This is a genomic window from Novosphingobium sp. (assembly GCF_025351285.1).
Taxonomy (GTDB): Bacteria; Pseudomonadota; Alphaproteobacteria; order Sphingomonadales; family Sphingomonadaceae; genus Novosphingobium.
In genome coordinates this window covers 1-11,412 of sequence record NZ_JANXWG010000015.1, presented here as the reverse complement: position 1 = coordinate 11,412, position 11,412 = coordinate 1, and the positions used below count along the sequence as shown (strand labels likewise).

Here is an 11,412-nt window from a genome sequence, read left to right as displayed (position 1 = left end):
TGATTTTCCGCCCAGTTCCTGCGCCACGCGCTTGACCGTCGGCGCCGCGCTGCGCGCGACTTCGACGCCGGCGCGGGTCGATCCGGTGAACGAGACCATGTCGATATCGGGATGGCTCGACAGCGCCGCACCTACGCCCGGCCCATCGCCCTGGATCAGGTTGAAAACGCCCGCCGGGGTGCCGGCCGCGTGCATCACTTCGGCGAAGATCTGCGCCGAGAACGGCGAAACTTCGCTCGGCTTGAGGATCGAGGTGCAGCCGGTGGCCAGCGCGGGGAACACCTTGACCGCGATCTGATTGAGCGGCCAGTTCCACGGCGTGATCAGCCCGCACACCCCGATCGGTTCGCGCAGGAACAGTGTCTGGCCCTTCAGTTCCTCGAACTTGAAATTCTTCAGCACCTCGATCGCGGTGGCGAGGTGCCCGGTCCCGAGGCCAACCTGGAAGCCGTTGGCGAGCGAAGCCGGCGCGCCCATTTCCTCGGTGATCGCGGCGGCGAGGTCCCCTGCCCGCTTGGTATATTCCACCATGATCGCCTGGAGCAGGTCGAGCCGCTCGGCCACCGAGCTTTGCGACCACGTTGCAAAGGCCTTGCGCGCCGCTTTCACCGCGATGTCGACGTCCGCCGCCGAACCGAGCGAGATATGGCCCGCGACGCTTTCGGTCGCCGGGTTTTCGACGTCGTGGCTGCGGGGCGTGACCGGATCGACCCATTTGCCGTCGATGTAGAACTGCATGTAATCGCGCATGGGAAATCCTCTCAAAGAATCAGCAGTTGGAATCAGCTAAACGCTTTCAACCTCACTGCGTCCCTTCCGCATACCACGTGCGGAACTTGTCGTACTTGGGCATTTCCTCGGAATTGGCCTTGGGGTCGATCGGCACGTGGATGACCGTAACGCCGCTACGTTCGTAGCCGCGCGCGATGGCGGGCCCGATGTCCTTGGCTTCGCGCACGAATTCACCGTGCGCGCCCAGCCCTTCGGCGATCTTGTCGAAGCGCACCGTGTCGCTCCAGTGCGTGCCGGTTTCCGCGGTGCCGAGCCCGAAAGTGCGCTTGTAAACGCCCACTTCCAGCCCCCATTGGAAATCGACCGCCACGATGCACACCAGCGGCAGGTTCTTGCGCACCGCCACTTCAAGCTCGGCGATGTGGAACAGGAACGAGCTGTCCGACGTCACCAGCATGCCCGGCCGCTGCACGCCGGTTTCGGCATAGTCGGCGAGCATCGCGCCGTTGATGTAGGGTATGCCGGTACCGATGTGCCCGTAGTTCTGGTTCCAGATCACGTCGTTCGGCTTGCACTGGTTGTAAGTCCAGCCAAAAATCACCGAGGCACCGCCATCGCGCGCCATGATCCCGTCCTTGGGGAAGGCCTTGGTGCATTCGACAATGAAGCGCGCGGTGTGGCACGGTACTTCGCCGCTGCCGTCGGTCTTGTCCATCACGTCCAGAGCCAGTTGGTCGAGCTCGGCCTTGCCGTCCTTCATGAACTTTTCGAGATCGGGACCGGCCTTGCGCCCTTCGCCGAGCGCACGCGTCAGTTGCGGCACCACCGCGCGGACATCACCAACCAAGGGCACGTCGATCGGGCGATTGACCCCGATCGCCGCGGCGTCCTGCTCGACCAGTATCCACTTGCGCTGCGCTTCGCCCGCATGCCAGTGGCGCCAGCGCCCGAAGTGCACGGGTTCGCCCAGTTCGGTGGCGAGCGCGAGCACGAGGTCGCTGGCCTCGACCGCCTCGATCGACGCGTCGGAGAACACGTACTGGAAGGTGCGGTCCTCCAACCCCTTGATATAGCTGGTGCCGCCCGACGTCTGGATCACCGGGCAGTTCATCTTCAACGCCAGTTCGCGCACCGCGTCGCCCGACTTGGTGGTGTGCACCGCATGGCCCACGAGCAGGATCGGGTTCTTGGCCTTGAGGATCAGTTCGGCCGCTTCGGCAATCCGGTCGCCGTCGGCACCCTGCCTGGTCAGGCGATAGCGTTCGGGCGGCAAGACCGGCGGAACGTCGAGTTCTTCGAGGATGACGTGGCTGGGATATTCGACATACGTCGGCCCCGGCGTGCCCGACATCGCGACGCGGATCGCCTCGCGGATCACTTCGTCGGTCTGATCGGCATATTCGATCGAACCCGAATACTTGACCGAGGTTTCGATCATCGGTTCCTGCCGCACGAACTGGATGCGCCCGCGCCGCACGCGCCGTTCGGTCACGCGCGCACGCTGGCCGCCGAGGAAGATCACCGGCGAGTTCTCGACCTTGCAGCACTGGATCGCGGGCATCATGTTGGCCAGGCCCGGCCCGAGCGTACCGAAGCACAGCGCGGGCTTGCCGGTGATCCGGCTGGCGGCTTCGGCCATGAATCCGGCGGCCGCCTCGTGGTGCGGCGAAACCACCGTCCAGCCGCGCGCTTCTGCTTCGAGGCACAAGTGCACGAAGTTGGGATCGGGAATCCCGAACAGCGTCCTGATGCCCTCGGCCTCGAACAGATCGAGGATGCGCTTGTACACCGGGGTTCCGCCCGCCTTGACCTTGAGGTCGGAAGTTGCAGTAACCGGCTTGGGATCGTCGTAGCTCATAGCAAGTGCCTTGGTTGGCCGCGCCCGACGAATTTCGCCAGGTTGCGGTGGAGATTGATGACTTTCTGTTCCTGGTGCGGGTTGGGCAGCGGGCCGCGAAAGCCCGAACTTTTCATGCCCTTGTGCACGAATTCCATGTTGGCGAAGTCCTGCATCAGCACCGGCCCCCAGTTCTCCTCGGTCTTCTCCGCCTCGACCCAGTGGGTCACCGGCGCCTCGCCCTCGGGATAGCGTTCGAGCGCGTAGGCTTCGAAGATGCACTGGTTGGGATCGTCGCCATATGGCCGCACGCGATAGGCGGGGCTGGCGAAGGTCACGCCGTGGAGGATGTTCTGGTTGGGAAAAATGCCCCAGGCGAGGCCCGATTCGGCCTGGATTTCGGGCGGAATCTCGGGCCAGATCACCCCGCGCGCGACATCGTCGGCCTTGGCGCTTTTGAGCCAGTGCGCGATGCATTCGGCCGGCGTTGATCCCTCGGGCAGTTCATCGACCATTCGCGACGCCGCGTTGACCAGCGTTTCGGTCGAGGCGGTGTTCATCACCGTCTCCCAGTTTTCGCGGATCAGTTCGTACGTCGAGACGCGCGGATCGCCGCCCTTGCCTGCGCGCACCGTGCCCGACGCTTGCGCCATCTTGAACTGGTCATCGCGCGTGTCGTATTTCGAAACCGAATGCCAGCCGTACTGCTGCGAAGCGGCGTAGTAATCGCCAAAGGCGAGCAACTGGGTGTGCGTACCCGAGATGTGGTACGGCTCAAGGAACGCCTCGATCGCCACCTTCCAGTTGCACGGATAGATCGCCCACTGCCGCCACTTGTAGCGCATCTTGTCGAACTCGAAGTGTTCGAGGATTTCGCCGCAGCGCCCCATCCATTCCTTCAGCGAAACGCTGTCCGGGTCCATGTTGATATAGATGAAGCCGCCCCACAGGCCCAGCTTGACCGTGCTGAGGCAGGTCATTTCGGCGGTCAGCTTGTTCTGCCAGTTCTGCGGATCGAGCAGGTAGGTGTTGCGGCCCTCGGTGTCGTATGTCCAGCCGTGGAAGCCGCACACGAAACTGCTGCGCCCCTTGCCGCGCACGTCGTGCACGCCCCCAGAGTCCATGGCGGGCACCGAGATCAACTGCCGACCGCGGTGCGGACACACATTGTGAAACGCGCGGAAGGCCTCGGCCCCCTCGCCCTCGGCCACGCGCATGACGATGATCGATTCGTCCGCGACGTTGTACGTCAGCCAGTCGCCCACATCGGGCAGATCTTCCATCCGTTCGACCATCTGCCAGACCTTGGGCCACAGCAGCGTCTTTTCGGCCGCCAGATACTCGCGCGAGTTGAAGGCCTCGGTCGGGTACGTGGCCAGAACCTCGCGGTCCATGTCTTCTGCGGTCAGGATCGGGCGGTTGCTGGTCATGACAGTGCAAGTCCCTCCAGATCACCCGTGTCGCGCCATGCGTTCACCATCGCGCGGTACGATGTCCAGCCGGGGCCCCAACCACGGAAGAGCGACCAATCGGGCTTGGTCTCGCCTTCGTTGTTGAAGTAGCCGGGTGTGCATTCGGACTGGAAAGCCGAGAGATCGAGTTCGACCTCGCGGAATTTTGCAACGTAGCCATCGACCGCTGCCTTGGTCGGTTCGACCACCGATTTCCCGCGCCGCATCGTTTCGGCGATAACGTGCGCGATATCTTCGCCCTGCCGGCCGAACTGCTCGGTCACCGAGGCATTCAGCCCGCCCTGGATATAGCCGATGTAGAACTGGTTGGGGAAATTGTCGGTCATCGTGCCGTACAGCGTGCGCGGGCCGTGGCGCCAGTGATCGTAGATCGACACGCCGCCCTTGCCCGCCACGGTCTCGATCCCCCAGCGCCGTTCAAGACTGCTGGTGACTTCGAAGCCGCTGGCAAAGATCATGCAGTCGATCGGAATCTCCTTGTCGTCGGCGATGAAGCCGGCCTCGGTCATCCCCTCAAGGCCCTTGCTGTCCGACACGTCGACCAGCGTCACGTTGGGCTGGTTGAATGTGGGATAGAAGGTGTTGCTCGAAAGCGGGCGTTTGCACAGATGCCGGTAGAACGGCTTGAGCGCTTCGGCGGTGGCCGGGTCCTCGACCAGGTCTTCGACCCGCTGGCGCAGGCGTTCCATCACGCGATAATCCATCACCTCTCGCGCGGCCATGAAGTCTTCCGGGCTTTGCGGATAGCCATCGGCGGCGAATTCGGCGGCCAGGTTGCGGCTGATCTCGGTCCAGATGTCGCAGATCAGGTCAGGCTCGCCCGGCGCGAACATTTCCATCGCGGCGCGGTGGAAATTGGCCTGGCGTTCGGCCTGCCAGCCGGGCTGGAGGCTGGCCGCCCAGGCCGGATCGGTCTTGGGATTCGGCCGTTCGTCCACCGTCGAGGGGGTGCGCTGGATCACGTGGAGTTGCTGCGCGTACTGGCCCAGGTGCGGCACGATCTGGATCGCGGTGGCGCCCGTTCCCACGATCGCGACGCGCTTGTCGGCCAGCTTGTCGAGCACCGGGTTGTCCCAGGTGCCGCCGGTGTAATCGTAATCCCAGCGGGCGGAGTGGAAGATCTTGCCCTTGAATGTCTCGATCCCCGGCACCGACGGCAGCTTGGGCATGTTGAGCACGCCCGCCGCCATGATCACGAAGCGCGCGCGGATGGCATCGCCGCAGTTGGTGGTGACCACCCAACGCTTCGCGTCCTCATCCCACACCAGCGTAGTCACGTGCGTGTGGAACAGCGCCCTTTCGGCAAAACCGCCACGTTCGGCGATCTGGCGGCAATAGCCCTGGATTTCCGCGCCTTCGGAGAACTTCTGCGAAGGCATGAAGCCGGTTTCTTCAAGCAACGGCAGATAGCAATAAGCATCGTTGTCGCACTGGATGCCTGGGTAGCGGTTCCAGTACCACACGCCGCCGAAATCGCCGGCCGTGTCGACATTGCGAAAATCGGTGATGCCCGCCTTGACCAGATGCTGCGCCGCCAGCAGCCCGCCCCAGCCGGCGCCCAATACGAGCACGTCGAGATCCTCGGACACCGGATCGCGCACGATCGCGGGCTTCAGCGGATCGGTGGTGTAGTCCGCAACATGGCCGCCCGCGACATGGTCGGTCGGTCGCACATATTGCGCCTGCCCATCGCTGCGCAGCCGCCGATCACGCTCGTGCCGGTACTTTTCGCGCAGCGCGGGAATGTTCACATCCTTCGCGTCCGGCGTTGTGGTCGGCTCGCAGCCCATGGTGCTCTGGCGTCCTTCTGGCATCTTCAATCCCGGTTGCCACGATAGTCAACAGGGGTGTTTACCAGCAATCGGCAATTGTCGGAATACGATAGCATCGCCCCCCCGATCGGTCGGCAAGGCGATCGTGCGCTATATGACGGCTTGACCTGGCACAGCGCCCGTGTCGAAATCGGGCGATGGCTCATCAAGCTGACATTTTGACCGGCGGAACATTCGATGGAGTGGCGCTGGTCCTGCTCGCCGCCGGCCGCGCAGAACGGTTCGGCGCGGACAAACTGGCGCAGGACCTGGCCGGCAAACCCGTAGCCTGGCACGCCGCTCAACGCTTGGCGGCACTGCCGTTTTCGACGCTGATCGCGGTCTGCTCCGCTGCCACGCCGGTGCTGACGCGGTTTGGCTATGCACTGGTGCCGCTCGAACCCGAAGGCGCGCCGATGTCGCGTTCGATCGCGCTGGGTGTCGCTGCAGCCGAACAAGCGGGCGCCCGTGCCGTGTTGCTGGCGCTGGCCGACATGCCGCTGGTGCCGGCTGCGCATTTCCGCGCGCTGGTCCAGGCCTTCGAGGATACGCCGATCACCACGCTGGCCGGCCCTGCGCGAATGCCGCCTGCCATGTTCGGCCGCACAAGCTTTGCGGCGCTGCGGCAATTGACCGGCGATCGCGGCGCGCGCGCCATGATCGCGCAGGCCGATACGCTCCCGCTCGATCCACTGTTCGCGCTCGACGTGGACACACCTGCCGATCTTGTTCGCGCCGAACGGATCATCGGCGAGCAGCTTGCCCCAATCTGATCAGGCAGCCTCGATCAGCGCCACGCCTTCGGGTGGAAGATCGAGCATCAGCGTGCCGCCCGGCCCCAGCCGTCGCATTTCGGGTGCGGCAACTTGCGCCGCGCGGCGCAGCACTTCGATCTGCGCGATCGTCGGCAAGCGCGGCTTTCCCATCGCCGTCCACGCCGGAACCGGCGAACCGCGCTGCTGGTCGACATAGCGCACCCGCACGGCATGACCCGCAGCCATGCCGGCCAAAGTCACTGCCATCCGCTTTGGCGTGCCGACCGGTTTGCGCACCGCGGTCGCTTCGGGCAGCCCGGCCGGGTGGCCCACTTCGGCCAGGTTCCACACCAGCGCCGCAACCCGCCCATCTTCGCGCCGCGACGCCAGTGCCGGCCCTTCGGCGCGCAACCGCTGCTGCCCCAGCGCATGCATCAGCCGATAGGTATTGTAGCTCGGCAGCGGAATACCGCGCATCATCTGCGGCCACCCCATCGACCCTTCGGATAGCAGGAAATCGTAGACGCCCAGTTCCTCGTAAGTGCCCGAAAGCACCCAGTGCGACATCATTTCGACCTCGCCAAGCACGTTGCTGAGCACATGCGCGATCATCGCCGGGCTGTCGGACGACCATTCGTTGATGTACATCGGCAGCCTGGGCTTTGCGCTCGCCCGCACCTTGGCGCGGGCACGGCGCACTGCTTCCGGGATCACCGCGGTGATCGGGCGGCGCGGCTCGTCGCCGAACAACTGCTTCTGCGGGTCACCTGCGTAGATATGCGTCGAAACGAAATCGACCGGGGCGTTTTCGGCGGCGCAGAAGTTCAGGAATTCGGGGAGCCATTGCGTCGTGGATGTCGCCGGGCCACCCACTTGCAAGCGCGGATCGATGCCTTTCAAGGCCACTGCGGCCGCCTTGTACATCTGAAAATACTCGGCTTGCGTACCCGTCCAGAAGGCGGGAAGATTGGCCTCGTTCCACACCTCGATCGGCCACTGCGACACGCCTGCAATGCCATAGCGATCGACCAGGAACGTGCCGAATTCACGAATGAACGCGGCGTAATCGTCCAGTGACTTGGGCGGAGTAACGTTGCCGTTGTAAAATCCGAAGGTCCGCGTGCCCGAAGCCAGTTCGCTCGGCATGAAGCCCAGTTCGACGAACGGCGCCAGATTGCGCGACACCAGCCCGTCGTAAACCTCGGCCACGTCGCGGAAATTGGTCTTGCCGCTGCGGCTCAGCCAGGTCTTGGTCTTGACCCCCAGTTCATCGTTGAAGATGCCGTGGAAGCGCACGCGCTTGATGCCGAGATCGGCCTTTGCGCGATCGATGTCCTGCCGCCAGCTCTCGCGCAGTGTGATCGCCGCGCGGTCCGAGCCCACGCATTCTTCCCAGATATGCGGCAGCGGACCGATAACCTCGCGCGTTTCGATCCGCACCAGCGCAGTCTCGGGTGCGGCGGCGCGCACCGGCAGCGCCGCCGCCGCCAGCGTTCCGGCCGAGGCGGCGAGAAAGTGGCGGCGTTCCATCGACATTGGGCTCAGGCCGGGCGCACGTAAGTCGGCGCATCGGCCGGGGGCATGGCGGGAAACGAGCCGTAATCGGGGCTATCCACAAAGGCCCCGCTCAGATCGAACGGCCCACGATACTGCATCGACCAGTGCCGCTTGAGATAGCGCCAGCGATGCTGTTCCTCGACGAAGTGATCGTAATAGATCCCCAGCGTCATCGCCGTGCTGCCATCGAGCATCCGCGCCATTTCCACCATGTGGTGCCGCCCGATCGCAGTGCCTTCTCCGGTCACTTCCACGATCGTTGGCTGGACGATCAACTGGATGTGCGAACAGCGGCCCAGCATCGTGCGGCATGCCTCTGCAATCGCAGAACGGCCCCTTAAGGCAGGATTGGCGTTTGCGGGTCCGCCGATCACGTTTCCGGCGATCTTCCACACCCCTTGGCGCGCGAAGCAATCGGCGAAATCGGTAGCATCCTGCCGCCACACCGCATCGATGAAGCGGGCGTGGAGCTGGGTAATCCCGGCATGGGCTTCGGCAAACGGGGTCATCTGTTCAATCCTTTTTACAGAAGTTCAACGCGCCAGGCTGGGCGCCATGTCGGCAAGTGCAAGATCGACCAGGTTGCGCATCGCAGCGGCGGCGGCCTGGCCGTCTTTCGCCACGATGGCATCGAACACCGCCAGATGTTCGGGCAACGGATCGCGCGGAAGCTTGTGTGCGCGCTGCTTGAATTGCGTTGTCCATTGCACGGCTGCACCCACCGTGCTCGACAACGCCGCCAGCGCCTCGTTGCCCGAAGCACGCAGCAAGGTATCGTGGAACCGGCGATCGGCGGCCTGCCCGGCTTCGCTGGCAAGGCCTGCGCTGCGCATCGCATCCAGCGCAGCGCGCATCGTGGCAAGATCGGCGTCGCTGCGGCGCGTGGCGGCGAGCGCGGCGGCGGCCGGCTCGATCACCCCGCGCAATTCGAACAAGTCACGGGTAAAAACCGGATCGGGGGTGGACGAAAACATCCATGCCAGCACTTCGGGATCGAGCAGGTTCCACGAAGCGCGCGGCGTGACATGGGTGCCGGCGCGGGGCTTGCTGGCGATCAAGCCCTTGGCAATCAGGATCCGCAGTGCCTCGCGATAGGCGGTGCGCGACACGCCCAGCGCCTCGGCCGCCTCGATCTCTCCGCCCAGGTGCGCACCGGGCGCGTGTTCACCGCACAGGATCGCGGTGCCCAGGCGCTGCGCAATCGACTGGTTCAGCCGCAAGTCGCCCGGCTGTCGATGTCGCGCGTTCCGTTCCATCCGCGTTCCCCTGTCCCGTTACAGCGAACGGACCCTGACGGCCGCCTCGCGCGATTCTGCCCGTGCGAGCGGATTGCGCAAGCCCAGCCGGAACGCATCCGCCTCGATTTCGAAGTGATCGCCCGGGCGCGTAACCACACCGTCGGCGCACGACAGCGTGGCGGTGCCGAAGAAATGCACGTGGACCATGCCCGGCCGGCGGAACAGCGCATTCTTGAAATGGTGGTGCTCAAGATTGGCGATCGTGTGGCTCATGTTGGCCTCGCCCGACACGAATGGCTTCTCCCACAGCACCGCGCCATCGCGCACGATCCGGCTGGTCCCGCGCACATCGGCGGGCAATTCGCCCAGCCGCAATTCGGGCCCGAGCGCGGCCTGCCGCAGCTTCGAATGCGCCAGCCACAGGTAATTCTGCCGCTCGACCACGTGATCCGAAAACTCGTTGCCCAGCACGTAACCCAGCCGGAGCGGCGTGCCATGCGCATCGATCCAGTAAATACCTGCAATCTCTGGCTCCTCGCCGCCATCCTCGGCAAAGGCCGGCATTTCGAGCGGCGACCCGCTTGCCACCAGGATCGAGCCATCGCCCTTGTAGAACCATTCGGGCTGGACCCCTGCCTCGCCCGGTGCCGGCTTTCCGCCTTCGAGCCCCATCAGGAACATCCGCATCGAATCGGTCGCCTGCCCGGCGGCAGCGGCCTTGTGCATCTTGTCGCGCCCGTCGGCCGAACCGAGGTGCGTGAGCCCGGTGCCCGAAACGAGCGTTGAGGTGGGTTCGGGCGTATCGATCGGCACCAGCAGTTCCAGCGCGGCGAGGTCGACCGTATCACCAGCGCGGCGGGTTGCGGTTTCGCTCAAGGTCGTGCTGTCCGCTTCGGCAGCGCGAACCAGATCGAGCGTCGTTGTCACGCCAGCGATCACACGTGCCTGTCCTTCGGCATCAAGCCCGGCGACCCCTCGCTGCGATCCGCGCGCGAACTGAACCAGCGAACCGATCATGATGCGCGCTCCCACACGCCGTCGATCTTGCGCGGAATGCCCCAGGGATTGCCAGCCTGAAGCGGTGGCGGCAGCAGCGTGTCGGGCAGGTCCTGATAACACACCGGCCGCAGGAACCGCACGAGCGCCAGCGTGCCGACCGAGGTGGTGCGCGCATCCGACGTGCCAGGATAGGGCCCGCCGTGGACCATCGCATGCGTTACTTCCACGCCCGTCGGCCAGCCGTTGGCCAGCACGCGCCCGGCCCGATCGGCCAGCAGCGGCAGCACGTGCGCGGCCATCGCCTCATCGGCCGCATCCATCTGCAACGTGGCGGTAAGCTGGCCTTCGAGCCCGCGCAGCACCAGCGCCAGTTCGGCCTCATCGGCACAACGCACGATCACGGCGGCGGCGCCGAACACTTCGTGACCGAGCGCCTTGTCGGCCAGAAACGCGATCGCGCTGGTGGTGAACAGCGCGCCCTGCCCGCGATTGCAACCTTCGGGTGCGGCGCCAGTGGCCACGCGCGTCGCCGCAGCGTTGCCAGCGAGCGCAGCCACGCCCGCGTTATAAGCGGCATGGATGGCGGGCGTCAGCATGACTTGCGGCGCGGCGGCGGACAGCGCGGCCGAAGCGGACGCGACGAAACGGTCGAGCCCCGGTCCGTCGATCGCCAGCACCAGCCCCGGATTGGTGCAGAACTGGCCCGAACCCATGGTCAACGAGCCGATGAACGCCGCACCCAGCGCTTCCCCGCGCGACGCCAGCGCCGCGGGCAGCAGCACCACCGGATTGACGCTGCTCATCTCGGCATAGACCGGGATCGGTTCGGCGCGATTGGCGGCCAGTTGCGCCAGCGCCAGCCCGCCTCCGCGTGATCCGGTGAAGCCTACCGCCTTTATCCGGGGATCGCTGACCAGCGCCTCGCCCAATGCGTTCGCGCGGCCGGGGAGATAGGCGAACACCCCCGACGGCAAACCGCACTGCGCCAATGCCGCCACGATCGCGCGCGCC

At 65.1% G+C, this 11,412-nt stretch carries 10 protein-coding genes; 1 reads left to right on the top strand and 9 read right to left on the bottom strand.

From position 1 onward, the window contains the following. From Q0R16_RS02070 to Q0R16_RS02055, 4 genes are all read right to left on the bottom strand, one after another. Nucleotides 1-750, bottom strand: a 750-nt coding sequence (locus Q0R16_RS02070; RefSeq protein ID WP_295631315.1) for an aldehyde dehydrogenase family protein, incomplete at its 3' end; no start/stop codon positions are given. A 52-nt stretch (nt 751-802) separates the two neighbouring features. Next, entirely contained in the window at nt 803-2,590 is a 1,788-nt protein-coding gene (locus tag Q0R16_RS02065; RefSeq protein ID WP_295631313.1) for a thiamine pyrophosphate-binding protein, read from the bottom strand. Continuing rightward, on the bottom strand, nt 2,587-3,999 hold the full coding sequence (locus Q0R16_RS02060; RefSeq protein WP_295631311.1) for an aromatic ring-hydroxylating dioxygenase subunit alpha: 1,413 nt from the start codon (nt 3,997-3,999) through the stop codon (nt 2,587-2,589). The genes Q0R16_RS02065 and Q0R16_RS02060 overlap by 4 nt, the downstream gene beginning before the upstream one ends. Continuing rightward, a complete protein-coding gene (locus Q0R16_RS02055; RefSeq protein ID WP_295631309.1) occupies nt 3,996-5,831 on the bottom strand; it encodes an NAD(P)/FAD-dependent oxidoreductase in 1,836 nt (611 codons plus the stop codon). Before Q0R16_RS02055 ends, Q0R16_RS02060 begins: the two co-directional genes overlap by 4 nt. Nucleotides 5,832-6,010: 179 nt before the next feature. On the opposite strand from Q0R16_RS02055, the gene Q0R16_RS02050 reads away from it, so the two are divergent. Next, on the top strand, nt 6,011-6,625 hold the full coding sequence (locus Q0R16_RS02050) for an NTP transferase domain-containing protein (RefSeq protein WP_295631307.1): 615 nt from the start codon (nt 6,011-6,013) through the stop codon (nt 6,623-6,625). Here Q0R16_RS02050 and Q0R16_RS02045 read toward each other — a convergent pair whose 3' ends face one another. The 5 genes from Q0R16_RS02045 to Q0R16_RS02025 form a co-directional block, all read right to left on the bottom strand. Beyond that, nucleotides 6,626-8,143, bottom strand: coding sequence for a glycosyl hydrolase (locus tag Q0R16_RS02045; protein WP_295631305.1), 1,518 nt, complete (start codon nt 8,141-8,143; stop codon nt 6,626-6,628). Nucleotides 8,144-8,148: 5 nt separating this feature from the next. Beyond that, complete coding sequence (locus Q0R16_RS02040; protein ID WP_295631303.1) at nt 8,149-8,673, bottom strand: nuclear transport factor 2 family protein; 525 nt, start codon at nt 8,671-8,673, stop codon at nt 8,149-8,151. 24 nt (nt 8,674-8,697) lie between these two features. After that, nucleotides 8,698-9,420, bottom strand: a complete 723-nt coding sequence (locus Q0R16_RS02035) for a FadR/GntR family transcriptional regulator (RefSeq protein WP_295631301.1) — start codon at nt 9,418-9,420, stop codon at nt 8,698-8,700. Between the two features lie 18 nt (nt 9,421-9,438). Then, nucleotides 9,439-10,419 (bottom strand): AraD1 family protein, encoded by a 981-nt coding sequence (araD1, locus tag Q0R16_RS02030; protein WP_295631299.1) that lies wholly within the window; start codon nt 10,417-10,419, stop codon nt 9,439-9,441. Further along, the coding region (locus Q0R16_RS02025) for an aldehyde dehydrogenase family protein (RefSeq protein ID WP_295631297.1) at nt 10,416-11,412 on the bottom strand (997 nt) is incomplete at its 5' end. The genes araD1 and Q0R16_RS02025, both read right to left, overlap by 4 nt.

Excerpts from the sequence above, each read along its gene's own strand:
- Q0R16_RS02040 (WP_295631303.1), bottom strand. The coding sequence starts at position 8,673 with ATGACCCCGTTTGCCGAAGCCCATGCCGGGATTACCCAGCTCCACGCC.
- araD1 (WP_295631299.1), bottom strand. The coding sequence starts at position 10,419 with ATGATCGGTTCGCTGGTTCAGTTCGCGCGCGGATCGCAGCGAGGGGTC.
- Q0R16_RS02065 (WP_295631313.1), bottom strand. The coding sequence starts at position 2,590 with ATGAGCTACGACGATCCCAAGCCGGTTACTGCAACTTCCGACCTCAAG.
- Q0R16_RS02055 (WP_295631309.1), bottom strand. The coding sequence starts at position 5,831 with ATGGGCTGCGAGCCGACCACAACGCCGGACGCGAAGGATGTGAACATT.
- Q0R16_RS02060 (WP_295631311.1), bottom strand. The coding sequence starts at position 3,999 with ATGACCAGCAACCGCCCGATCCTGACCGCAGAAGACATGGACCGCGAG.
- Q0R16_RS02050 (WP_295631307.1), top strand. The coding sequence starts at position 6,011 with ATGGCTCATCAAGCTGACATTTTGACCGGCGGAACATTCGATGGAGTG.
- Q0R16_RS02035 (WP_295631301.1), bottom strand. The coding sequence starts at position 9,420 with ATGGAACGGAACGCGCGACATCGACAGCCGGGCGACTTGCGGCTGAAC.
- Q0R16_RS02045 (WP_295631305.1), bottom strand. The coding sequence starts at position 8,143 with ATGTCGATGGAACGCCGCCACTTTCTCGCCGCCTCGGCCGGAACGCTG.